The organism is Bradyrhizobium sp. Ai1a-2 (genome assembly GCF_000426245.1).
Classification (GTDB): domain Bacteria; phylum Pseudomonadota; class Alphaproteobacteria; order Rhizobiales; family Xanthobacteraceae; genus Bradyrhizobium.
Genome location: NZ_AUEZ01000082.1, coordinates 1 through 24383, shown reverse-complemented (window position 1 = coordinate 24383; position 24383 = coordinate 1). Strand labels below are relative to the sequence as shown.

The window sequence follows — 24383 nt, the reverse complement described above, 5'->3', positions numbered from 1 at the left end:
AGAACGGCGGCGTCACTGGCGCTCAAACCTTCATTTCATTCTCATGTAAGAATGGAAGGCCAACGGCAGTTGTGCACGGATTAGCGCGATAGCTTCAGCGCGGCTACCGGGCGCTTTAAGACCCGGAAGCCCTCGCCGACGCTGCACAGTCCACTCAAATCCTTATTGCAACTCATTCGCATTTGCATTAGTTGTGCAACTCGTTCGCATTTGCAAATATCGGTGGGGTCTCGTATGCGCGCACTGCGTTGGCCGGGCAAATTTGGCCCGCAGCATGATGATTTCGACGTCGACTACCGGTCCGGTGAGCCCGTCTGGAATGGCTTCAAATGGTTGAGCGGGGACCATCGAGCGAGTTCCACTGGACGATCCAGGGCCACCAGGTTTGGGACGGGCACGCGCAACCGTCCCCGGTCACAGTGCAGTTCCGCAGCTTTGACGGTTCGGGAAACAATCTCTCTGACCCCAACCTCAATGTCGCCGGCACGGAGGTCGACCGCATTGGTTCCGCTTATTTCAGCGACGGCGTTTCCGAGCCGCTCGATGGCCCCAATCCGCGCACCATCAGCAATGTCGTGGTCGGCGAGGGCGACGCGAACGTCCCAAACGAGCAAGGCGTGTCGGCATTCATGTATGCCTGGGGCCAGTTCATCGATCACGATCTGACGCTGACGCGCAGCGACGGCATCAATGACATCAGCATCGTGGTGCCCAACGGCGACCCGGTGTTCGGCGACGGCGCGATCATGCCGATGACCCAAGCGATCATCGATCCGTCGAGCGGAACGAGCCCGGACAATCCGGCCACTCCCCTCAATTTCAGCGCCGGCTGGCTCGACGCCTCCATGATCTACGGTTCCGACGCGGCGACGGCGGCGAGCCTGCGCCTGCCCGACGGACACATGAAGACCTCGGAGGGAGACAATCTGCCGATCGTTGGCGGCATGTTTGCCGCCGGCGATCCGCGCGTCGCGGAAAATTTTGCGTTGACCTCGCTGCACACGCTGTTCGTGCGCGAACACAATTACCAGGTCGACAGGCTGCACAAGGCGCACCCGACCTGGAGCGGCGACCAGCTTTACAACTACGCGCGCGCCATCGTCACGGCGAAGATCGCGAACATCACCTACAAGGAGTTTCTGCCGAACCTGCTCGGCAGCGACGCGATTGCGCCTTACAGCGGTTACGACGCAAGCGTCGATCCGCGCCTCTCGCTCGAGTTCAACATCGCCTTCCGCTTCGGGCATTCGATCGTATCCGCGGAAACCGAGAGTCTGGCGGAGAACGGCGAGGTGGTCGAAGGATCGGAGCGTGAACTTAAGGATATCTTCTTCGCACCGCCGTCGGATTTTGTTGCTTCTGGCGGCGCCGACGGGCAGTTGCGCCATCTGGCGGGCGACCCGTCGCAGGCCATGGATGTTCGCGTCGTCGAAGATCTGCGAAATTTCCTCTTCGACCCGCCCGTGGGCATGGATCTCGCCGCGATCAACATCCAGCGCGAGCGCGATTTCGGGATCGGATCGCTCAACGATGTACGCGAGACGCTCGGCCTCGCCCAGTATACGGATATCGACCAGATCACAAGCGATCCGGGAACGCGGGCGGCCTTGAAGGAGGCGTTCTCGAACAACGTCGACCTGATCGACCTTTGGACCGGGGGCCTGGCCGAGAATCATGCTGCTGGCGCGCTCGTCGGCGAGACTTTCCAAACCATCATCGCCATGCAGTTCGAGGCCTTGCGTGATGGTGATCGGTTCTGGTTCGAAAATCAGGGCTTCGACGCCAAGACATTGCAGCAGATCGAGCAGACGACGCTTGCCGACATCATCCTCCGCAATACCGACAGCCAACACATTCAGGACGATGTCTTCATCGCATACACACGACACACCGGACTAAAAGGCGGCGTCTTGTCGGAGGATCCCGAGGCGCGACAGCTCGTCATTGGCTCGAACGGCAAGGACACGCTTGTCGGCGGCCCACAAGGAGATTTCCTGTTTGCCGGCACCGGCAAACAAATACTCACGGGATTGAGCGGTGCCGACCACTTCGTCTTCGAGAAGGGCGGGACCAGAGCCACGATCACCGACTTCCAGCCCGGCGTCGACAAACTCGAGTTCAAACACGCCGAAAATCTCGACTGGGATGATATCTGCATCTCATCCGTGCGAGGTAATGCCGTTGTGTCGGTCGGCGATGACTACATCGAACTGATTGGCGTTGGTGCCTGCGCCCTTCAGAAATATGATTTCATCTTCGACATCTGAATGCGCGCCAGTAGATACTACAACGGCCGCGAGCTGCTTACGGCTTCGATAGTTGACGGGATTGAAAACGGATGAGGCGCGCCATCCAGGCGAGCTAGGAGGATGACAATCATGCGCAGATTTGCTTTCACCTCGACATTAACTGTCGTTGGTCTGTTGTCGATGGCGTTCGCGATCGGCGCGCGCGCAGCGGGTAATCTGGCCGGGCAAGAGCCGATCGAGGTTACAATCGAGCTCGGTAAGCCAGGGCAGCACGTGTTTGTGCCAAACAAGCTGAGGTTCGAGACCGGCAAGCTCTATAAGCTGGTGCTCAAGAACCCGAGCAACGACGCGCACTACTTCACCTCGCAGGGCTTCGCGCAACTCATCTACACGCGCAAGGTCCAGGCTATGGGGACGCGCGACGGCAAGTTGGCAGCGCTCGCCGAGTTCAAGGGGACGATCCGCGAGATTGAAGTCTATCCCGGGCAAACGGCGGAATGGTGGTTCGTGCCGGTGGCAACCGGCCGCGTCACCGACCTGCGCTGCGGCATCGTTGCGAAAGACGGCCGCACTCACGCCGACCACGGCATGATGGGCGAGATCGTCATTGAATAAGCGATTGCACATCACGAAACACAATTTGTGCCTCGCAGCAACCGTGACATCTGCTCACGATCCCCGTTTGGAAACATTACGCACAGCGGATGGTCTTTAGATCTGGATGTCTTGATCGCTGCATCGGCGAGTATGCTCGCGTAGATGGTTGCGGCTCTCAGATCATTGGCGAGGGGCGCGTCTGCATGCTTCACCACGACTCGACCCTGAGAATGCCCAGGTCCAGCAAGTTTCCTGATCACCCCATCACCGACGTCTTCGCCCTCGACAACGGCCAGGAGCAGCTCCCCCTCGCCAAGCTCGCAAAGCGCTACAAATCGTAAGCTGGACTCCGGCGCGTTGGCGATTGCTGCCGTTCATGCGATTGGGTGCGGGTTTGTGCCTCCGTGCGATGTATCCAACTCGCGATGGCCATAGGCTGGCACTGCCCGCATCGCGGGGCAGTGCCGTAGCGCTTACTCTTTCTTTCCGATGCTGGCCACGCCGGCAAGCCCATCTTCCGCGCGACCGCTCGCAGGTCAGCTGCGTAGGTGGGATTGGCCGTCTTTTCCTGCGGGATGATTGGAAGATTGAAACAAAGCGCAAGCTCGGCCGTACCGTCGGCAAATTGGGCTAGAACCGGCTCAGGTCGATAGGCTGCGACACTCGGCCCTGAATAGAGCCGATCCAGCTCGGCGTGTGTGAGACTCGCGGTTGTGCCGTAGACCCGCCCGTCCGGATCGGCCAGCAACGTCGCACGATCTCCCAGCCTCAGTGCAAACCGCTCGACATAGGCCTGCCTGACATTGGCCGGCTGAAGAACTTTCGCCTGAAGGCCTTCCGGATCCATGAACAGACCATAGAAGAAAACCGTCACTCGCTCAGCCATGGAGAGATCGTAGCCATACGTGTTCTCAAAAAAACCAACCGACGCTCTTAGGTCGCCCTAGATCGCGCCCTGATCGAAACGCGTCCATCGCATGGGCTACTAGAATGCCTATGCTCAGAGTGATGAAACCATCCCTTAGCCTCGTTAAAGCCGCGAGCGCTTGCGCAGTCAAATGATTCGGAACCACGAGTGTTGTTGCAAACCGACTGATGAGTTTGAGCCACAGTGGCCGAGATGGCTGGGACAATTCTGCAGGCCCGTTCGGGGAAGGCGCGTCCTCAACTCCTCAGCTTGCGCTACTGCCATTCCCGGCGGCCGTTTGCAGCCTGAGGAGCAGCCGGACGCGTGCTCAAGGCAATCAGCCGTTTCTCCGCGCAACCTGCGATGGTGCCGGTGCCGGCGCTATCAAAACCAAATGTCGCGCCCCTTCGTCGCCTTGCCCTTGTCGGGCGTGTGGCAGATCAGCACGTCCCCGAGGCTCGTTCGTCTCTCAGAGGCCGAAGCCGAGCAAGGCGAGCATCCCTTCTTCAATCCGAGCCGCGCGCCGATGCCGTGACACCTGGAAGCTTCAGAAGGTGGCAGCGTGATGGCAATGCCGATTGATTTTGATGTGACGTCATCATGCCATTGCTCCGTGATGTTGTGACACGCTCGCCAGAGAACGAACTGGTAGAAAACAGTACCCAGTCCATCAAAATTCAATCGCGGATGTCAGAGGGGGCATGCCGCCCCAAGGGGGCAATCGAAAAATCTGCATTCGCGCCGGCCCACCCATCAAGGCAGTTCGCCGGCATCGAAATCAGCATGACGCTTTTGGTTCGGCAAATTCACACATCCTACAAAGCAGAAAACCCTCCATTCCATTCATGCGATCAACGATTTCGCAAAAAATTGGCCCTTCGAACAGCTCTTCGTATTTCTCGCGCAGAAGATTGCCTAAGACGTGGCGCCGCTCAAAATCCATGCAGCAGAGAGTAACGTCGCCGTTTGGGAGAAGAACATTCCGATACTGTCGTTCGTCAGCACATGTCAGTGCTCCGACAACTGACTGTCGTGGTTCAACCATCTTAGGATCGACGCTTCCACCCCTGCTACTCAGCGCGGACGTGCGAACTAGCGCTTCGGCAGGGACGATCTCAACGATATTGGGATGGACCTCACCCACGACTACGAATCTAATCGAGGAAATGTCGGCGTCGACCAATTGACGAATCAAATCAAAATACTTTTGCCTGACGAGGCGGCTATTCATGTAAGCGCCATCATCGAAAACATGGACCACGAAAACCCTAAAGCGCAGCGCCAGCAAGCGTCGTAGATCCCGCCCGTTCATTCCCACAAGTGTCGTGAAAATCCGGATGTCGTGGCCACACGCGTAAGCATGCTCGACCATTTCGGTGCAATTCGGATTGAGCCAAGGCTCCGAGTAGCCGGCAAAACTAATGTCGACAGCTGCCGGCACGCGCGCCAGACACCGCTTGAAATCTTCAAGACGAAGATGCTTCACATGAGATACTGCTCTTTGCCGGGCAGCAAACTTGTCCTGCGGACAATAAGAACATCCGACGATGCAGCCTGTCGTCGTAGTCACTTCCAAGACCCTGCCGCCGGGGATGGCAGAGCGCAAGTCCTGTAAACTCATCGGATATCCTCATCCACTTTCCCGGTTGGCTCAAATATCCGAAACAAACTGATTCCCGATGAAGGTCGACCTTGGCTATAGCACTTTGGACAGTCGCCAGTGAGGCGCCGGGAAGAGGGTCCGGAACGAGCACCTGGAATTTATTTCGGCGATGTCCTGGGCGGTTATCGAGCCGATCGCTCCGCTCCCGGCTACACATACATCAACGGCATTGCTCGTCATTGTCTCACCTCTGACAACAAACATCGGCGGTGCGACTGTCCACCAGCGGGCAGCTCAACTCAGCCGCGAGATTTGTCACAGCAGTGTCAAACGGACGGCCCTGTCCATGCCATCGCCAGATACCGATTGGTGTCGGTTCGCGTTGCCAGAGACCGTCCGCGACCTTGGAGATCCTACAATATGACGCTACGTGCGATTCAAGCCCTTTAAGGAGCAGGATGAAAGAGCGCTCGCATTCATCCTAAGCCCTACCGCTTCATCACCGACTCCAAGCTCTTTCCCGTGGTTGTGACGGGCATCTGCCGGGTGCAAGTTCCGAGTGGACGCAGCCGCACTCACGCGTCAGGGTTGTCATCCGTCCGTCCTTGTCTCTGCGAAGAAAACTTCGGACGGCATCGTCGGAGCGCCACAGGGCCAGGATGCCCGTCATTCGGCACGACTGCAGTGGACGGGCGCTCGGTTGCAATCAGGGCGGTATCGCGGCAACGATCGTGTGTTTCCCGCACGCGATTTCTGTCCTGCGCTGGAACGAGCCGACCTTTTACATCCTGAAGTCCGATGTTTGCTCACGTCTTCTCCTGGGCTGTTCAGCCCGTGACGCACCTCGCCTCTTGATGGCTTGATCTGGCCGAAGACCGGCTGCGCCTCGATCGTCTGAGCCCCAACGCCGTCGTCAAGACTTTCTTCCCCTGGGCAAAGCCCATTCCTCCCGAGGCAAGAAAGTCTTTCCGCCGCCGTCCTCCGCTGCGCTTCGGCCCTTGAGCGGGTGCGTCGCCGATCGCCTTCGGCCTGTTCATCGCCATCGAGGCCGCGGTGGTCGCGGGCTCGACACAACTCAAGGAGAAGTGACATGGCTACCATCGGTTCTTTCAGGAAGGTCGGCAACGATTTCCAAGGCGAGATCATCACCCTCAGCCTGCAGGCGAGGGGCGTCCGCATCGTCGCCGAGCCCATCCGCGCGCATCTGCGCTATGTGCAGCGCGACGGCGTTACGCGCGCCGGCGAGCCGGGGGAGCTCTATGATGCGGGAAGCGATCGCGCCGATGGCAAGGCGTTCACCGAGCGAAGCAGTGGGGACCGCCACCAGTTTCGCTTCATCGTGGCGCCAGAAGATAGCGCCGAGCTTTCGGATCTGAAGCCCTTCATCCGCGACCTGATGCGGCAAATGGAGCGGGACCTGGGAACCAGGCTCGACTGGGTCGCGGTGGATCATTTCAACACGGGCCATCCGCACAGCCACATCGTCCTGCGCGGCAAGGATGACGCAGGAGAAGACCTCGTCATCGCCCGTGACTATATTGCTCACGGCTTGCGAGCGCGGGCGTCGGATCTCGTCACCCGCGAGCTCGGACCGGAGACGGACATCGAAGCCGCGCGCAAAATTGGGCAGGAGATCGCCGCCGAGCGATTCACGCGCCTCGATCGCGCCATCCTGCGCGACGCGGTCGAAGGGAGGCTCGGCCTCAGCGCAAGACCCGCAAGCGAACCCACCTGGCAGACGGCACGGATGGGGCGGCTGCGAACCCTCGAGCGGATGGGCCTTGCGGAAGAGGAAAGCCCTGGTCGATGGCGGATCGATACTGAGCTCGAGCCAAAGCTCAGGCGCATGGGCGAACGCGGTGACATCATCAAGACCATGCATCGGGAGCTTGGCGCAGCAGGACTTTCGCGGGCAGGAAGCACTTGCGCGATTTTCGATCCGGAGCAGGGCGGCCAGCGCCTGATCGGGAGGATCGTAGGCGAAGGATTCTCGGACGAATTGAGGGAACGTCGCTATGTGGTGCTCGATGGGATCGACGGACGAACACACTATGCCGAGATTGGTACTCTTGCCGCTAATGATGAGCCGCCTGTCCGCAATACCATCGTCGAACTCAGGTCTCGTCCGGCCGAGCCGCGGGAGATCGACTGCACCATCGCGAAGATCGCCGCTGCCCCTGGCATCTACAGCGACCGGCTGCACCGTCAGTTCGACCCACAGGCATCGGGCGAGTATGTCGCATCCCATGTGCGCAGGCTGGAAGCGCTGCGGCGCGAAGGGATGGTGGACAGGCTCGCTGACGGCAGCTGGAGCGTCGGCGGGGACTATCTTGACCGGGCGCTCCGATATGAGGCGCTCCGCCGTTCACGCAATCCGGTTCGCATTGCAGTGCTGTCGTGGCAAGGTCTTCAGGACCTGCCGCAAAGCGTGGGGGCGACCTGGCTCGATCGCCAGCTCCTGGCCAAAGCGCCCGAGGCTCTTGGATCGACCGGGATGGGGGCGGAAGTCGAGACGGCGCTGCGTGCGAGGCGCCAATGGCTGATGGAGCAGGGGCTCGCCCGTGAGCGTGGTGGCCAGGTCCGCTATGCGCGGGATTTACTACGGACGCTACAGACTCGTGAACTTGCCCGGACTGCAGCGGAGATTTCCGCCCGAACAGGACTTGAGCATGTCGAGGTCAACGCCGACGACAAGGTCACTGGCGTGTACCGCCGCATGCTGACGCTGAACAGCGGTCGGTTCGCTGTGATCGAGCGCTCGCATGATTTTGCGCTCGTGCCATGGCGGCCGGTTCTGGAGCGCGCTCGCGGACAGCTCGTCACGGGCAGCGTTGGCGGGGAGGGGATTTCGTGGTCGATCGGAATGAAACGCGGGATCGGGCGCTAGTTGTTAAGGAGCCGTATCGTCTTCGCCCGGCGCTCGCCGGTTCTCTCGGCTGCTTCCCGCTTGCGATTCGCGAGAAGCTGGCTGAGAAACATGCGCTAAGATTCGGAAATCATCGATGGTTATACTGCTCTTACGAAACTAGCATAACTTGCCTTGCAGTCAGTTTCGGCGGTTCGGCCGAAGGGTTGAGTGATTCTTGCCCCAACACGTTGACCAACTTGGTTCGTCAGCTCGGGGGGAACGCCCATTGCGGCCCAAATTGCCTCGCGGCTCGGCCGGCTGCGAGGAGAGTCAGCCGGGCGCCAGTCCGACCTTGTATCGCCGCGCGAGCTGCCAGAACCAATCCTGATCCAGGTCGGTCTGTCGGTCGATCTCTCGGACCGAGCTGCGCGCGCGGTCAAAGATCGCGTAGCAAAGGCCTTCGTCGTCGTGGCGGGCGTAGTAGGCGATGCCATCGGGACGAAGCGGATGGTCGAAGAGTGCCTTCGACCAGGCCTGCGGCGCGTCGTAAGGCAGCCCGCCATGTACCACCTCAGCCGTCGCGCCGAGGATCGCAAGCGAGGGGCCAGCGAGCCTGATCAGCTCAAGGTCTGTGGTAGTTTCGAGACGAACGTATGCTTTGCGCCGGAGCAGGCCGGCATCAAGCAGAGTTCGGCCTGGCACGCGAAGGAACGTCTCTGCGAATGCGCCATATGCTTCCCGCGCGGCATAGAGAACGCCGTAGGCCCCGTCAGGGGCGTTCAGCCGGCCCAGGCGCGACGTGTCGAAAAAGATCGGATCGTAGTCGGCCGTGTAAAACCGATGGATGACGGTGCCCCGCCGCAGTCGGACCAGGCGGGGACGGCGGCGAGCCAGATCGTCCGGCGGCAGCGGTGCACTCACGCGCCTTGCTGGGCCATTCGCCGGGCGGCCTCGACCACGAGGTCGATTTTGCCTTCCTTGAGCAGATCGATGGGTTTACGGCCATTCAGCCGATCATCGGGCTGAGCCAGAAAATTCAGGACGGTCCAGGGATTGCTGGTCGGCAGAGCCTCACGAACGGACTTCAGACCCTCGACGACAGTGCCGTCCGAGTTGAACTGAAGGGTCGGAAAGCTTTTGTGATTGCTGGGACCTGGAACAGCAAGGAGGCTGCCCTCTTGCACGCGCTTGTCGATGGCCTGCCGAGAGATGCCCCGCAGGAGCGTTCTGACCTGGTCCAGATCGTAGGCGCCCCCTGATCGCCGAAGATCCTCCTGCGCAATGCGGACTCCCTCAAGGACAGCGAGAGCGCGAGCGTCGGGCGCGAACGCCTCCTTGTTGACGACAGCCGCCTTTTTCCCGGCTTCGGAGAAGAACCGGAACGCTTGACCAGCCAGCTGCTTGTTGCGCTCACGGATCTTCTGCAGGGCCGTCGCGCTTTTGGAAACGATCGCGACTTGAGCGTCCGCGGGAAGAGCGAGGTTCTTCAGAGCGGCCGGCCTGTGCTTAAGCACCATCATCACGCCGTCATCGTGAACGGACGTACGTTTGGTTCCGGCGGGGGAAGGTTTCGACTGCGTCTTGGGCATGACCTGAACTCCACCGCAAATATGGGGGGCCGGAGCAACTTTGTCAACTATCGCAACCAATGTTGAAGGTATTTTAACACCCCTATCTTCGCGAGCCCCGGCTAAGTACCACTACCGTCGCCGTAGATCAGATATGCTTGCGATCGTTCGCCGAAGCGACTCGCAAGGTCGATTCGATGTTGAGGCGAACCACTTGCGAGCATTCGAGACGCGAACCATCAGCGAAATCCTGTTTGGACCAACGGCTCACGAGTTGTTGAGGCACTTGCTGATGCTGTCTCGATCATGATCGAAAATTCCTTCCGTGTACAAAGCTTGATCAATATCGCGCTCGCCGACAGCACGATTTTTTATTTCGATTGAACACGAAGCCCGTTCGCCCTTTTCATCGCGCCGTTCACTTGGGACGCGGGTGAATGGGGCGAGCCGAATGTTTCCAGCAAAAATCTATGTCGGTCAGATCGTCGTCGTGTTCGGCATCGTCGTTGCGTCAACGTGGGGTGCGACGCAGTGGACAGCATCTGCTCTTGGATTCCAGGAGCGGCTTGGCGAACCGTGGTTCTCGCTTTCAGGTTATCCGGTCTATCTGCCCTGGCGCTTGTTCGAATGGTGGTTTGCCTACGAGGCCTATGCGCCAGAGATCTTTGAGGAGGGCGGGGCCATTGCTGCGACCGGTGGGGCTGCGGGTGCACTGTTTGCGATTCTCAACTCGGTCTGGCGCGCGCGGCAAAATCAGCTCGTGACGACCTACGGCTCGGCGCGCTGGGCCGCCTTCAAGGAAATCAAGGACGCGGGCCTTTTCGCGGCCAAGGGTGTGTTTCTGGGGCGCCTCAAGAACAACTACCTGCGTCATGACGGGCCGGAGCATGTCATGTGCTTTGCGCCGACGCGTTCGGGTAAGGGCGTCGGGCTCGTGCTGCCGACCTTGTTGTCCTGGACTTCGTCTGCGGTGGTGCACGACATCAAGGGCGAGAACTGGCAACTGAGCGCCGGTTGGCGGTCCAGCTTCTCGCATTGCCTGTTGTTCAATCCGACCGATCCACAAAGCGCGCGTTACAATCCGTTGCTCGAGGTCCGCAAGGGCGCGGCCGAGGTGCGCGATGTTCAGAACATCGCCGACATCCTGGTCGATCCAGAAGGGGCGCTCGAACGTCGAACCCATTGGGAGAAGACCAGCCATTCGCTGCTTGTCGGCGTGATCCTCCACGTCCTCTATGCCGAAGAACAGAAGACGTTGACCCGTGTCACGGAGATCCTGGCCGATCCCGCGCAGTTCTTTGAGAAGACGCTGCGGATCATGATGGCCACCAATCATCTTGGGACCGAAACAGAGCCAAAGGTGCATCCCGTCGTTGCCGCGACCGCACGGGAGCTCCTCAACAAGTCTGAGAACGAGCGTTCGGGCGTCTTGTCGACAGCCGTCAGCTTTCTTGGGCTCTACCGGGATCCGATCGTCAGCCGAAACACGGAAGGCTGCGACTGGCGAATTGCCGATCTGGTCAGCGCGGACAAGCCCGTCACGCTCTATCTCGTCGTGCCGCCGTCAGACATCAGCCGCACCAAACCCTTGATCCGCTTGATCCTCAACCAGATCGGCCGCCGCCTGACGGAAAACTTGAACGCGACTGCCGGCAAGAACCGCCAGCTCTTGATGATGCTGGATGAATTTCCTGCGCTTGGCCGGCTTGATTTCTTCGAAAGCGCGCTTGCGTTCATGGCGGGCTATGGAATCCGCGCCTACCTGATCGCGCAGTCCCTCAACCAGATTGCGAAGGCCTACGGCGAGAACAACGCGATCCTGGATAATTGCCACGTTCGCATCGCCTTTGCCGCGAACGATGAGCGCACGGCAAAGCGCATCTCGGATGCGTTAGGCACCGCGACGGAATTGCGTGCGCAGCGCAACTATGCCGGCCATCGGCTGGCGCCATGGCTTGGCCACGTCATGGTCAGCCGCCAGGAGACGGCGCGGCCGCTGCTCACGCCCGGCGAAGTGATGCAGTTGCCGCATGATGAGGCGATCGTCCTGGTCTCGGGCCTTGTCCCGGTCCGAGCGAGCAAGCTCCGGCACTACGAGGACTTAAATTTTGTGAGGCGGCTCCTTCCGCCACCGCGTCTTGCCTGCAACATTTATCCGGATCTGCCGCCCGCCCGACGCGGCGATTGGCAGGATCAAGTGCGTTTCGTCGATCTCCGCCTGGCGACCCTGCCATATCGCGAGCTGATGCAGGCCGCAAATGAGGATGGCGGCCTCAAGCAGCAGCTCACGCTGTTTGAAGAGCCGTCATTCGCAGCCGACGAGAGCCGACCTTGCGAAGAATGGCTGTTCGACGACGAGACGGATGCGAATGCCGATCGCAGCCAGATGCAGCGTGCGGCGAATGCCTCCAGCGCAATTCGTCGTGCCCACGCCGTCACACGCGATGACGACGATCTTCTCCCTGCTTTTTGACGGGCGTCTGCCATGAAACCCAAACTTTCAGCCTATGTCTCCGACAGCGTGGCGCAGCGGCTTGAGCTTGCGGCCAGGCGCCCTGGAACCAACAAGTCCGCAATCGTCGATGCTGCGCTCGATCGCTTCCTCAATCCGGAGCGCGACACCGCCGGCGATGCGGCGCTGGTCAGAAGGCTCGACCGCATCAGCCGGCAATTGGAGCGCACGGAACGCGACCTCTCGGTGATGGCGGAGACCATCGCGCTGTTCGTCCGCTACTACCTGACGATTACGCCGCCGTTGCCTTCGGGCGATCAGGACGCGGCGCGTGCGCTCGGGCGGGAGCGGTTCGACATGTTTGTCGCCCAGGTCGGCAAGCGCGTCGCCTCCGGCGGCAGGCTCGTTGCAGACGTCATGGACCGCATCACGACGTCGAAGCCGGATTTGTTCATGCGAAATATCGAGGAAGGGGCTCCTCTGGGAGCCGCTGAAGGGGGCATGACCGAGTTCCACTCGCAGCACGCGGCGGGTGAGCAGCCGGGGCTGTCTCCAGCTGGGCGAGAGGAGGTCGGCGATGTCTGACCTTCTCTCGCCCGAAACCCGCGAACGGCGCCGCGGCATGCTGCGAACCGCAATGGGACCGGCGATCGCCCTTGCCTTGGAAGACGAGGATGTCGTCGAGGTCATGGTCAATCCCGACGGAAAGCTCTGGCTTGACCGGCACAAATTTGGCCGCGCCGACACCGGAGTCGTGCTGACGGCCCAGGAGTCGGAGCGGATCATCCGCCTGGTCGCAAGCCACGTCAGGGCGGAGGCGAGCGGGGCCTCGCCGATCATCTCGGCGGAGCTGCCCGAAACCGGCGAGCGCTTCGAAGGTGTCCTGCCGCCGGTCTCGCTTGCGCCCTGCTTTGCGATCCGAAAGCCTGCGACAACGACCTTCCGCCTATCCGACTATGTCCGGGCCCAGATCGCGTCGCCGCTGATGGCAAAGGTGCTTACGGTGGCGGTGGCTGAAGGCCGGAGCATCCTGATCGCGGGCGGTACCGGTTCGGGCAAGACCACGCTTGCCAACGCGCTGCTTGCGGAGATCGCCTCGCTCGACGAGCGCATCGTTATTATCGAAGACACCCGCGAACTGCGCTGCGATGCCAAGGATGCCGTCACGCTGCGGACCAAGCCGGGTGTGGCAAGCCTTGCCGATCTCGTGCGCTCGACCCTTCGCCTGCGGCCTGACCGCATCATCGTCGGCGAGGTGAGGGGCGCTGAAGCCCTCGACATGCTCAAGGCCTGGAATACCGGCCATCCCGGCGGAATCGCAACCGTCCACGCCAACTCGGCGCGTGCAGCGCTCTATCGCATCGAGCAATTGATCCAGGAGGCCGTGGCCACGGTGCCGCGCCGCCTCATTGCCGAGGCGATCGATCTGATCGTCTTCATCAAGGGACGGGGGCCCGCTCGCCGGATCGAGGCCATCGCCGAACTCAAAGGCCTCGATCCTTCCGGCGACTACCTGCTCGAAACCTCGCCTGGACTTCCAAACACAAGCCATCGTCCCTGAAAGGAGACCATCACATGCTGACTGGACTGCACGCATATGCGCGTCTTCGCCTGCGTAGCGCCGGCAAGGTGGACGGACCAATCCTGATCAAGGTCGGCGCCGCCGCGGCCTGCATGCTCGCGACCGCCTCGGACGCCCAAGCCGCCGGCTCTGGCATGCCGTGGGAAGCTCCGCTCGAGCGGGTCCTGGAATCGGTTCAGGGTCCGGTGGCCAAGATCGTCGCCGTCATCATCATCACCGTGACCGGCATCTCGCTCGCATTTGGCGATACCTCAGGTGGCTTCCGTCGGATGGTTCAGGTCGTGTTCGGCCTCTCCATCGCCTTTGCAGCGAGCTCGTTCTTTCTGTCCTTCTTCTCGTTCGGCGGCGGAGCATTGATCTGATGCGCCCCCATGGCTTTGAACTCGTCCTCCATCGCTCACTCACCGAACCGATTCTGATCGGTGGCGCGCCGCGCGCTGCCGCCATCCTGATTGGCACATTGTCAGCCGCGCTTGCGCTCGGCTTGCGGCTGTGGCTCGCGGGCCTCGTGCTCTGGATCACCGGCCATGGCATCGCGGTCTGGCTCGCCAAGCGCGACCCGGCCTTCGTCGAAGTCGCCATCCGCCACACCAAGCATAAGGGCTGGCTTGCATGCTGAACTTGAGAGAATTCCGCAGTCATGCGTACCGGCTCGCCGATTGGCTGCCATGGGCCTGCCTGGTTGCACCGGGCGTGATCCTGAACAAGGACGGCAGTTTCCAGCGCACCGTCCGCTATCGGGGACCTGATCTCGACAGTGCGACCGAGGCCGAGCTGATGAGCGTGGCCTCGCGTGTCAACAACGTGCTGAAGCGGTTTGGTTCGGGCTGGGCATTGTTTTTCGATGCCACGCGGATTCCGGCCTCGGACTATCCGCGCTCGCAGTTTCCGGATGCGGTGTCCTGGCTCGTCGACGAAGAACGGCGCGCCGCGTTTGAGGGATCCAACGAGGGCTGGGATGAGCCTTCTCGACCGCGCGGGCAGCACTTCGAGAGCGTGCTGCATCTGACATTGATGTATTTGCCGCCGGCCGAGCGGGTCTCACGGCTGGAGAGCCTTTTTCTGGAACGGCCGCGGGAAAGGCAGGGGGAAACGCGATGGCGTCACAGCGGACGACCCCACCCTGCGCACGATCGGGAGTACGAGGATGATCCTGAACAGGACAAGGCTTTGGACGGGGTGATCAAAATCCAACCTCGCCAGCAGCACGACCGACACAGCTATCGGGATCACCTTCAGCGCTTCATTCAGGAGGCCGATCGCGCGATCGACCTGATGGCCTCGGTCCTGCCCGAGATCTGGCCCCTGAACGACGAGGAGACCCTGACCTACTTGCATAGCTGCGTCTCGACCAAGCGACATCCGGTCGCCGTGCCGGATATTCCAGCCTATCTCGATTGTTTCCTGAGCGATGAGCCCCTGACCGGCGGCATATCACCGGCCATCGGCCATAGCCATCTGCGCGCGCTGACGGTGCTCGGCTTTCCCGCGGTCACCTTTCCGGGCCTGCTCGACGAACTGAACAGGCTAGGAGTTCCCTATCGATGGGCGACCCGCTTTCTGCCTCTCGACCGCACACAGGCCAACGCGACCTTGTCGCGCTACCGCCGTCAATGGTTCGCCAAGCGAAAGTCGCTTGCCGCCATCGTCAAGGAGGTGATGTTCAACGAACAGGCCGTTCTCATCGACACCGATGCCGGCAACAAGGCCGCCGACGCCGATGCCGCATTGTCCGAGCTTGGCGATGACCTCGTCGCCTTCGGCCACATCACGACGACCGTCACCGTCAGTGATGAGGACTCGCGCACCGCCGATGAGAAAATCCGCGCTGTTGAGCGTGTGATCAACAGCCGGGGCTTCACCACAATCCGCGAGAGCGTCAATGCTGTTGAGGCTTGGCTCGGCAGCTTGCCGGGGCAAGCCTATGCCAACATCCGCCAACCGATCGTTCATACGCTCAACCTTGCCCATATGTGTCCGTTGTCGGCGGTTTGGGCCGGACCGGAACGGTGCGAGCACCTCGATGGGCCACCGCTCCTCATCGCCAAGACCAAGGGAGCAACCCCGTTTCGGCTATCGCTTTATGAGGGGGACGTCGGGCACTCCATTGTCGTCGGTCCGACCGGGGCTGGCAAATCGGTTCTGCTTTCCGTTCTGGCCCTGCAGTTTCGCCGCTATCGCAATGCGCAGCTCATCACGTTCGACAAGGGCCGCTCAGCCCGGGCGATGACACTCGCAGTGTCAGGAGCCTGGTATGAGTTAGGCGCCAGAAGCGGGATTGCGTTCCAGCCGCTCAAGGATGTCGGGGAGGAGGCGGCGCGGCTTTGGGCGCTTGATTGGCTGTGCGGTGTTCTCGCCCATGAGCGCGTCGCCGTGACGCCGGAGGTCAAGGAGACCGTCTGGTCGGCGCTCAAGAGCCTTGGCTCTGCGCCCGTCTCCCAGCGGACCTTGACCGGCCTCGTCGCGCTACTTGCCCGCGATGTGCTGCGGCAGGCGCTGCAGCCCTACACGCTGGAAGGTCCGTTCGGGCGCTTTCTCGATGCGGATGCCGATCGCCTTTCCGGCGCCGACGTTTTGACGTTCGAGATGGAGGAGTTGATGGCGCTGCCGGGCCTGGTCGCGCCCGTTCTCACCTATCTTTTCCATACGCTCGAGGCGCGGTTCGACGGCCGTCCGACGTTGTTGGTGCTCGATGAAGCCTGGGTGTTTCTCGATGATCCACTTTTTTCAAGCCGGATCCGGGAGTGGCTGAAGACGCTGCGCAAGAAGAATGTGGCTGTTATCTTTGCCACCCAGTCGCTTGCCGATATTGTTGACAGTCAGATTGCGCCGGCGATCATCGAATCCTGCCCGAGTAGGATCTTTCTGCCCAATCCACGCGCGCTGGAACCGACACAGACCGAGACCTATCGCCGCTTCGGTCTGAACGACACTCAGATTCGGCTCATCGCGGAAGCCTTTCCCAAGCGCGACTATTACCTGCAGTCGCGCGCGGGCAACCGCCTGTTCGAGCTTGGCCTCGGGCCGGTGGCGCTGGCCTTCGCCGCGGCATCCTCCCCTGAGGATCAGCGGGTCATCGAGACGGTCCTGGCCAAGACCGGCCCGCATCATTTTGCCGAGCGCTACCTCGATGAGCGCGATCTGCACTGGGCTGCAAACCTGATCAGGACCTTCGAACAGGCGCGCCGGTCCTGACGCGCAACTCAGCTCTTTCAGACACTGGAGCAAGTAATGCTGCGATCTCGTCTTTGCGGATTCCGTCCGCTCGTTCCGTCCAGGGCTGCGATGGCTCTGTCCTTGTCGCTGTCGGTCGGTGTTCAAGGCATGTCACAGGTCAGGGCCCAGTCCATCGTCTACGACCCCTGGAACTACAGCCAGACCCTGCTCAGCGCCGCCCGGGCCCTCGATCAGATCAACAACCAGATCAGGAGCCTCGAAAACGAGGCGCAGATGCTCATCAACCAGGCCCGTAATCTCCAGCGGTTGCCGTCGAGCGTTGCAGGTCAATTGACGAGCACGATCGCTCGCATGAACGGTCTGATCGCGCAGGCCAAAGGCCTTTCGTTCGACGTTCAGAAATCCCAAAGCGACTTTGGGCGGTTTTATCCCCGGCAGTACACGGCGGCCGCGTCCTCGGATCGCATGGTGCAGGACGCGACAGCGCGCTGGGACAATAGCTATGAGGGATTGAAGCAGTCGCTTGTGACCCAGGCAACGATCGCGTCCACGCTCGATGAGGACCGGCAGACGCTGGGCACGTTGATGGCGAATTCGTCAATCGCAAGCGGATCGGTGCAGGCCCAGCAGTCAACCAATGAATTGCTTGGCCTGCAGCTCAAACAGGCCCTGCAGGCGCAGACCCTGTCCCTGACCCAGGCAAGCGCCGACACGTTGCGGGCCGCCGAGCAGCAGGCATCCGTCGCGGCTGCGCAGGAGCGGTTCGTTCGCTTCATCGGCGACGGCCATGCCTACACCGGCGGTAAGTAGAGGGGCATCCAATGGCTGATCTCTCCGTCATTGATCGGTTTACTGAGACCTTCTCGCGCTACATCGATTCAGGTTTTGGACTCCTATCCGGCGATGTCTCATTCTTAAGTTCGACCCTGATCGGGATCGACCTGACGCTCGCGGGGTTCGCCTGGAGCGCGCGCGGCGATGACCAGATCCTGGTGACGCTGGCGAAGAAGGTGCTCTATGTGGGGGCGTTCGCCTTCATCATCGGCAACTTCAAGAGCCTCGCCGACATCATCTTCAACTCGTTCTCCAGCATCGGGCTGAAGGCGTCGGGCGGAAGCTTGACCGCGGCTGACCTGGCGCGCCCGGGCTTTGTCGCCTCCGCAGGCTTTACCGCCGCGCACCCGCTTCTGGAGGAGACGAGTCAGTTCACAGGCTTTGACGTCCTGACCAACCTGCCGACGATCCTGATCCTGTTGTTCTGCTGGATCCTGATCGTGCTGGCCTTCTTTGTGCTCTCGATCCAGCTTTTCGTCACGTTGATCGAGTTCAAGCTGACGACGCTTGCGAGCTTCATTCTGGTGCCGTTTGCATTGTGGGGGAAGACCGCGTTCCTGGCGGAGAAGACGCTTGGCAACGTCGTGGCCTCCGGCGTGAAGGTGATGGTGCTTGCGATCATCATCGGCATCGGCTCGACCATCTTCGGCCAGCTCTCCAGCACCCTGACGCGGCCGATCGATGTCGCCTCGGCGATGAGCTTGCTACTGGCGGCGCTGTCGCTGTTCGGGCTTGGCATCTTCGGGCCCGGAATTGCGGCGGGCCTTGTCTCGGGTGCGCCTCAGCTTGGTGCCGGCGCGGCTGCCGGAACGGTGGCGGGCGCTGCGGCAGTCGTGATCGGTGGCGGCGCGGTTGCCGCGGGCGGACTTCGCATGGCCGCCGGCGGATCGATGGCGGCGGTTCGATCTGCGGCGTCGCTCAGTGGAGCGACTTCATCTGCTGGCAGTCCAGCCCGTACCGTGGCGGCAGAGCAGCTCTCCAGCGCAGGCGGCGCGAGCTCGGTAAGCGACGGACTTGCATCAGGAGCGGCGGGGACATCAGCGGCACCACGGCGGCGCCAGGTCAGAGAAGCGGCGCAGCTCGCGGCCCATACGCTCAAAGAGGGCGACAAGGGCGGCCATTCCTCGGGGCCGAAGCTTGGGGAGGACTGAGACATGGCAGGCCATCCCTTTCGTCGCGTCTCCGTTCGGTACGGTGAGACGCCGGAGCCGGTGACGCCCTATCAGAGGGCGGCCCAGGTCTGGGACGAGCGGTTAGGCTCCGCGCGTGTTCAGGCCAGCAACTGGCGGCTCGCAGCGCTGGCAGCCATCGGGCTGTCCGCTGTGCTCGGCCTGACGATTCTGACCCAGATCGCCCGCTCCGGCGTGGTTCCCTACGTGGTCGAGGTCGATCGGCTCGGCGAGGTCCGCGCGGTCGGACCTGCGCTCGAAGGCTACCAGCCGTCGGACGCGCAGATCGCGCATTTTCTGGCGCGCTTCATCGAGAACGTCCGCTCGCTGTCGATCGACCCGGTCATCGTGCGGACGAACTGGCTGCGCGCCTACGACTTTACGACCGACCGCGGCGCCCAGGCCTTGAACGACTACGCGCGCGAAACCGACCCGTTTGCAAAGATCGGGTCCAAGACGGTGACGGCCGAGGTCACCTCGGTCGTGCGCGCCTCCAGCGACAGTTTCGAGATTCGCTGGAAGGAAAACACCTACGAGAACGGCTCGATCGCGAAGACCGAGCGCTTCACTGGTCTCATTACCACGGTGCTCAAGCCGCCAACTGATGCCGAGACGCTGCGGAAGAACCCCCTCGGGCTCTACGTTCATTCCCTCAATTGGTCGCGCGACCTCATCGGAGACGCCAAATGAAATCCGCCGCCCCCACGAAGCTCGCGTCGGCCAGCGTGCTTGTCTTGTCGCTGATGCTGTGCGGATGCGCGACCAGACTCAACCTTGAGGCACCCTATGACGAAATGACATTTGAGCAGGCCAGCCCCGAGGCAGAGCCGCCAAAGCCGGTCGAGGTGGTTGAAACGCCAAAGATCCTACCGCTGCCTGGTCAGCTCAAGCCTTATCCGACAAAGGGCACGAAGGAGGAGAAGCTGCCGCCCGAGCAGGCGATCGCCAAGGCCAACAAGGCGGCACGGATGGAGCCGACGCGGGCCGGATACATCAATGCCATCCAGGTCTACCCCTGGACCGAGGGCGCACTTTATCGCCTTTACGCAAGCCCCGAGAAGGTCTCGACCGTCGCGCTCCAGGTCGGCGAAGAGCTGATCGATGTTTCCACAGGCGACACGGTGCGTTGGGTGGTTGGCGATACTGCGAGCGGGCGGGGGAACACCCGGCGGGTCCACATCCTGATCAAGCCCACGCTGCCGGATATTCAAACCAATCTTGTGGTCCTGACCGATCGGCGCACGTACCACCTGGAGCTCGTCTCGACCAAGCAGACCTACATGGCCTCGATCTCCTGGACTTATCCTACCGATACGCTTGTCGCGCTTCACAAGCAGAATGCGGCTGCCCAGGAGAACGAGCAGCGGGTCGCTGACCGCGGGGTGCGGCTCGACAGTCTCAATTTCCGATATCGCATCGAGGGAGACGATCCGCCATGGCGGCCGCTGCGCGCCTTTGACGACGGCCGCAAGGTCTATATCCAGATGCCGACCGGCCTGTCTCAGGGGGAGGCGCCACCTTTGTTTGTGGCGGGAGCCGACGGTCGCCCGAATCTCGTGAACTATCGAGTTCGGGGCTCCTACTACATTGTCGACCGAATGTTCGGTGCCGCCGAACTGCGTCTGGGGGAGAGCCCGCAGCGCACAGTCCGGATCATCCGTCTCGATGCGCGACCGGTGTCGCAGGCCATCAGCACCGGGAGCGCCGTATGACGGATCGGCCGGAACAGGATCCGCCTGAGCCCCTGGAGCTGCGGGCACGGCCGAGGCCGATCCGACGCCTCAACAGGCGAGCCTTGATGATCGGCTGCGCGGTCGCCGCACTCTTCATTGCCGGGGCGACGATCGTCGCGCTGCGTCCGCCACGCCTGTTCAAGGGCGAGGAGCGGGCGGAGCTCTACAACACCGAGCGGAAGCAGACTGCTGAGGGGTTGAACAAGCTGCCCAAGTCGTATGAGGGCGTGCCGCCCTCCGTACCGCGGCTCGGGCCACCATCACCTGGCGATGTCGGTCGAGCCTTTGCCGAGAACGAGAAGAAGGCCGGGGTGGCTGCAACGCCTGAGACCGGCTTCCGCACCAATCCGGAAGAGGATGCCGAGCGGGCAGAGCGGATCAGGCAAGCGCGGATCGCCCAACAGGCAAAGGAATCAGGGTTGTTCTTTCGCCTCTCGCAGAAGCAGGAGAGGAGGAAGCAGGCGAGCACGGCCGAGGTTGCGACCAATTCGGCGTCCATCTTCCGCCCGCCGGCTCCTGATTCATCTCCGTCTGCCGCCGAGTTGGCACAGGCGGCACGGGCAATGGTTGACCGCTCTGGCGAGATCATTCCCTCATCTCAGGCGCGGAAGCTTGCCTTTGTGGGAGCAAAGGCGGACACCGAGACCACCAATCCCCATGCTCTTGTGCCTGCACCGTCCACCTATGCGGTCATGGCGGGATCGATCATTCCGGCTAGTCTGGCTACGGGGCTCAATTCGGACTTGCCCGGCGCTACCATCGGCCAAGTTACCGAGAACGTCTACGATACGGTCACTGGTGAGCATCTCCTGATTCCCCAGGGGACGCGGCTAGTGGGCAAATACGACAGCGTTGTTGCATTCGGTCAGAAGCGGGCGCTGGTGATTTGGACAAGGCTCATCCTACCGAATGGCAATTCGATCGTGATCGAGAACCTTCCGGCCACCGACGTCGCCGGCTATGCTGGCCTTGAGGATGAGGTGGACTTTCACACCTGGCAACTGCTCAAAGGCGTCGCTCTGGCAACCCTGATCGGGGTCGGGACCCAGCTTTCGATCGGCAACGATGAGAGCGATCTCGTCAAGGCGCTGCGGGAAAGCACGCAGCAGACGACCAATCGTGCCGGGCAGCGGTTGGTGGAGCGTGAGCTCGATGTACAGCCGACGATCACGGTGCGGCCCGGATGGCCGTTACGGGTGATTGTTTCGAAGGATCTAGTACTGAAGCCGTACCAGGACGTTCAGACGGTGGCGAAGGGCAGGTGAGGGATGAAGCTTGCGAAGCTACCTGATCGGACGTCGGTGAAAATGAATGTTGTGTTGGCGCCGAGTCTTGCCAAGCGGCTGCGCGAATATGCCGATTTCTACACGGAGACTTATGGTAGCCGGGAGGAAGTCGCGGAGCTGATACCGTTCATGCTTGAGGCGTTTCTCGATAGCGATGCTGGATTCAAGAGAGCGAAACAAAGATCGACCGATCGTCACATGCCTCTTGCAAGTGGAGACCGCTCATCCTCAGAATAGGATAGCTTCCACGCTCATGGTGCTTCTACTTCTCACATCGCCGAAGCACCTCGCGCATCATCAATGGTTCAAATGATCGACTGATATCAGTGGCCTCCTCCCCGGAAGCTATCAAGGCATTCGGAGACAAGGTCCAACGACCGTCTAAGTCGGTCGCGCAGCTGTTCCAGTTCATGTTTCTCGGCATTTTCAAGCCGAGATTGTCTGGGCCAAGAGTCCGCGCAATTAGAGCGTTTATCGGCTCAGTTGCGTTTGCCGGCGTATATCCTGGTCTAGTGCCCCATCGGTTTCGGCAGCCCCAAGTCTGTCTCGAAGCCCTTCGGAGGGCGCGGAGCTGCGTGAGTTCGCGGATCGTGACGCGACGCGACGAAAAGTGCTCGGTATCGTAAGCGACGGCGCGGATGCCTTCATAGCGGAGCCGGGCCCCGATAGGCCCTGGTTTCAGCATATGGGCTGGCGGGGCTGGCCCGCTGTCCTCCCCTGCAAATATCTTTCTCATAAGGCAGATTAACTCGCTGCAAGCTTCATCCGTTTTGAGGTCGAAAGCCGCGGCGCGCCTTGGCATGGTTCGCATCGCGGCTGCGATGATGATGCCGGGAGGGCACCAGAAATTTGCGCGTGAAACTTTCAGGAGACCGACGTGACCAAGTTAATCGCGTTGAGCTTGCGACGCGCACGCCGGAGCATGGCGGCCCGACGGCTCCGGGTCACGGATGCACGCTGGCGTCGTCCGAGCAGGCCGCTGACCGGGCTCCGGCTCGAATGCACACCCGGTACAGCCATGGCTCGACAAAGCTGCCAGCCCAGATGCCTCGCCCAGCTCTCTCGGCATCACGTTGAGCGGAGGCATATTTGCCGTTGGAATAGCGCGGCCAATCGAGCACGAAGCCGCTGCGAACCAGCCAGTCCGCGAGGTCAATCCCGCCGACCGAGCACGTCGCTGCGGTGCGCCCGTACTGATCCAACGAGACAGGTACGCAGGTCACCGGCCTTCGCGCAATGAAGGCGCCGAGGGCGTTCGCGGCCGTTGCACCACAACGATGCGGCAGGCTGGCCTAGACGCCGTAATGGGCCGGCCTTCGCGGGGCGTAACCAGGGTAGGTAGCTGTCCCTCAGAATGATGAGGTTGAAAACGAGGTCCGAGCGATCGGCCTCAAGCATCAGGAGAGGAACAGCCATGGAGCATTTTGCCGGAATCGACGTCTCCCTGAAAGAGAGTAGCGTGTGCATTGTCGACGGGACGGGCAAGGTGGTGCGGGGAGTCAAGCTGGCCAGCGAACCCGAATATCTTGTCCAGTATTTCGGCGAGTTGAACCTATCGATCGAGCGGATCGGGCTCGAGGCGGGGCCGCTGTCGCAGTGACTGTCCACCGCGCTTGCCGCGGCTGGCTGTCAGGTGGTTTTGCTGGAGACCCGGCATGTGAAGGCGGCACTCTCGGCGATGACGGTGAAGACCGACCGGAAGGACGCGCGCGGCATCGCGCAACTTTTGCGGATGGGTTGGTATCGCCCGGTGCATGCCAAATCATCGCCGGCCCAGGATACCCGCGCCCTGTTGGTTGGCCGCAAGCTTTTGCAGGGCAAGCTTCTCGACGTCGAGCTCAGCATTCGCGGCATTCTTCGCGGCTATGGGCTCAAGGTGGGTGAGGTGAGCCGCGGCCGGTTTGATGTACGCATTCGGGAATTGATCGTCGGACACGCCATGTTGTCGATCGTGATTGATGGGATGCTGGCGGCACGGGCGGCGTTGTGGAGCGAGTTCACGAAGCTTCATCGGGAGATGCTCAAGATCGCGCGCGCCGACAAGATCTGCCGCCGATTGATGTCGACTCCTGGCGTGGGCGCGGTGGTCGCTCTGACCTACCGTTCGGCCGTGGATGATCCAACACGCTTTGGAAAGTCAAGCGCCGTTGGCCCCTACTTTGGGCTGACGCCGAAAAAATATCAGTCCGGCGAGACTGATCAGGATGGGGGCGTCAGCAAGGTTGGCGACGCGATGGTGCGGACTGCGCTGTTTGAGGCGGCTCACATCATGCTGACGCGCGCAACGCGCTTCTCCGGCCTCAAGCGCTGAGCCCTTGATGTGGCCCGGCGGCGCGGCATGAAGCGCGCGAAGGTCGCTCTCGCGCGGAAACTGGGTG

The 24383-nt window shown here is 61.5% G+C and carries 20 protein-coding genes and 1 pseudogene; 16 read left to right on the top strand and 5 right to left on the bottom strand.

Translation table 11 applies throughout. The annotated features are described in order from the left end of the window. The first annotated feature begins 329 nt into the window (after nucleotides 1-329). Together K288_RS47460 and K288_RS0135185 are read left to right on the top strand one after the other, a co-directional pair. Nucleotides 330-2267, top strand: a complete 1938-nt coding sequence (locus tag K288_RS47460) for a peroxidase family protein (protein ID WP_084799962.1) — start codon at nucleotides 330-332, stop codon at nucleotides 2265-2267. A gap of 111 nt (nucleotides 2268-2378) precedes the next feature. Continuing rightward, complete coding sequence (locus tag K288_RS0135185) at nucleotides 2379-2864, top strand: hypothetical protein (protein WP_027583758.1); 486 nt, start codon at nucleotides 2379-2381, stop codon at nucleotides 2862-2864. Between the two features lie 310 nt (nucleotides 2865-3174). Here the strand turns inward: K288_RS0135185 and K288_RS0135175 are convergent, their stop codons facing one another. Continuing rightward, a complete protein-coding gene (locus K288_RS0135175; RefSeq protein WP_027583756.1) occupies nucleotides 3175-3732 on the bottom strand; it encodes a gamma-glutamylcyclotransferase family protein in 558 nt (185 codons plus the stop codon). A gap of 799 nt (nucleotides 3733-4531) precedes the next feature. Next, nucleotides 4532-5374 (bottom strand): SPASM domain-containing protein, encoded by an 843-nt coding sequence (locus K288_RS0135165; protein ID WP_027583755.1) that lies wholly within the window; start codon nucleotides 5372-5374, stop codon nucleotides 4532-4534. Between the two features lie 1072 nt (nucleotides 5375-6446). On the opposite strand from K288_RS0135165, the gene K288_RS47455 reads away from it, so the two are divergent. Then, nucleotides 6447-8243, top strand: a complete 1797-nt coding sequence (locus K288_RS47455; RefSeq protein ID WP_043161517.1) for a relaxase/mobilization nuclease and DUF3363 domain-containing protein — start codon at nucleotides 6447-6449, stop codon at nucleotides 8241-8243. A 291-nt stretch (nucleotides 8244-8534) separates the two neighbouring features. Here K288_RS47455 and K288_RS0135150 read toward each other — a convergent pair whose 3' ends face one another. Then, nucleotides 8535-9125, bottom strand: a complete 591-nt coding sequence (locus tag K288_RS0135150; RefSeq protein WP_027583754.1) for an RES family NAD+ phosphorylase — start codon at nucleotides 9123-9125, stop codon at nucleotides 8535-8537. After that, complete coding sequence (locus K288_RS0135145; RefSeq protein ID WP_027583753.1) at nucleotides 9122-9793, bottom strand: hypothetical protein; 672 nt, start codon at nucleotides 9791-9793, stop codon at nucleotides 9122-9124. Before K288_RS0135145 ends, K288_RS0135150 begins: the two co-directional genes overlap by 4 nt. A gap of 430 nt (nucleotides 9794-10223) precedes the next feature. On the opposite strand from K288_RS0135145, the gene K288_RS0135135 reads away from it, so the two are divergent. The 12 genes from K288_RS0135135 (at nucleotide 10224) to K288_RS0135080 (ending at nucleotide 22242) form a co-directional block, all read left to right on the top strand. Further along, nucleotides 10224-12245 carry a conjugal transfer protein TraG gene (locus tag K288_RS0135135; RefSeq protein WP_027583752.1) on the top strand — a complete coding sequence of 674 codons (2022 nt, stop codon included), beginning with the start codon at nucleotides 10224-10226 and terminating at the stop codon, nucleotides 12243-12245. Nucleotides 12246-12257: 12 nt separating this feature from the next. Continuing rightward, nucleotides 12258-12809: a hypothetical protein gene (locus K288_RS47450; RefSeq protein ID WP_051334902.1), complete on the top strand. Its 552-nt coding sequence runs from the start codon at nucleotides 12258-12260 to the stop codon at nucleotides 12807-12809. After that, nucleotides 12802-13785, top strand: coding sequence for a P-type conjugative transfer ATPase TrbB (gene trbB / locus K288_RS0135125; RefSeq protein WP_027583751.1), 984 nt, complete (start codon nucleotides 12802-12804; stop codon nucleotides 13783-13785). Before K288_RS47450 ends, trbB begins: the two co-directional genes overlap by 8 nt. A gap of 113 nt (nucleotides 13786-13898) precedes the next feature. After that, on the top strand, nucleotides 13899-14168 hold the full coding sequence (locus K288_RS0135120; RefSeq protein ID WP_244443375.1) for a TrbC/VirB2 family protein: 270 nt from the start codon (nucleotides 13899-13901) through the stop codon (nucleotides 14166-14168). Continuing rightward, on the top strand, nucleotides 14168-14425 hold the full coding sequence (locus K288_RS0135115; RefSeq protein WP_027583749.1) for a VirB3 family type IV secretion system protein: 258 nt from the start codon (nucleotides 14168-14170) through the stop codon (nucleotides 14423-14425). Before K288_RS0135120 ends, K288_RS0135115 begins: the two co-directional genes overlap by 1 nt. Further along, on the top strand, nucleotides 14419-17001 hold the full coding sequence (gene trbE / locus K288_RS0135110) for a conjugal transfer protein TrbE (RefSeq protein WP_027583748.1): 2583 nt from the start codon (nucleotides 14419-14421) through the stop codon (nucleotides 16999-17001). Before K288_RS0135115 ends, trbE begins: the two co-directional genes overlap by 7 nt. Nucleotides 17002-17037: 36 nt before the next feature. Then, on the top strand, nucleotides 17038-17793 hold the full coding sequence (gene trbJ, locus K288_RS0135105) for a P-type conjugative transfer protein TrbJ (RefSeq protein ID WP_051334901.1): 756 nt from the start codon (nucleotides 17038-17040) through the stop codon (nucleotides 17791-17793). Nucleotides 17794-17804: 11 nt separating this feature from the next. Beyond that, the gene (trbL, locus tag K288_RS0135100; protein WP_027583746.1) at nucleotides 17805-18968 is read left to right on the top strand and encodes a P-type conjugative transfer protein TrbL; all 1164 of its coding nucleotides are present in this window, start codon (nucleotides 17805-17807) and stop codon (nucleotides 18966-18968) included. 3 nt (nucleotides 18969-18971) lie between these two features. Further along, on the top strand, nucleotides 18972-19676 hold the full coding sequence (trbF, locus tag K288_RS0135095) for a conjugal transfer protein TrbF (protein WP_027583745.1): 705 nt from the start codon (nucleotides 18972-18974) through the stop codon (nucleotides 19674-19676). Then, nucleotides 19673-20698 carry a P-type conjugative transfer protein TrbG gene (gene trbG, locus K288_RS0135090; RefSeq protein WP_027583744.1) on the top strand — a complete coding sequence of 342 codons (1026 nt, stop codon included), beginning with the start codon at nucleotides 19673-19675 and terminating at the stop codon, nucleotides 20696-20698. The genes trbF and trbG overlap by 4 nt, the downstream gene beginning before the upstream one ends. Then, nucleotides 20695-21984 carry a TrbI/VirB10 family protein gene (locus K288_RS0135085; protein WP_027583743.1) on the top strand — a complete coding sequence of 430 codons (1290 nt, stop codon included), beginning with the start codon at nucleotides 20695-20697 and terminating at the stop codon, nucleotides 21982-21984. The genes trbG and K288_RS0135085 overlap by 4 nt, the downstream gene beginning before the upstream one ends. A gap of 3 nt (nucleotides 21985-21987) precedes the next feature. Beyond that, nucleotides 21988-22242, top strand: coding sequence for a DUF2274 domain-containing protein (locus K288_RS0135080; RefSeq protein WP_027583742.1), 255 nt, complete (start codon nucleotides 21988-21990; stop codon nucleotides 22240-22242). Between the two features lie 707 nt (nucleotides 22243-22949). Here the strand turns inward: K288_RS0135080 and K288_RS47445 are convergent. Next, nucleotides 22950-23291, bottom strand: a complete 342-nt coding sequence (locus K288_RS47445; RefSeq protein WP_152535821.1) for a thermonuclease family protein — start codon at nucleotides 23289-23291, stop codon at nucleotides 22950-22952. A gap of 128 nt (nucleotides 23292-23419) precedes the next feature. On the opposite strand from K288_RS47445, the pseudogene K288_RS47440 reads away from it, so the two are divergent. Continuing rightward, nucleotides 23420-24383, top strand: a pseudogene (locus tag K288_RS47440) (IS110 family transposase); the annotation flags it as partial.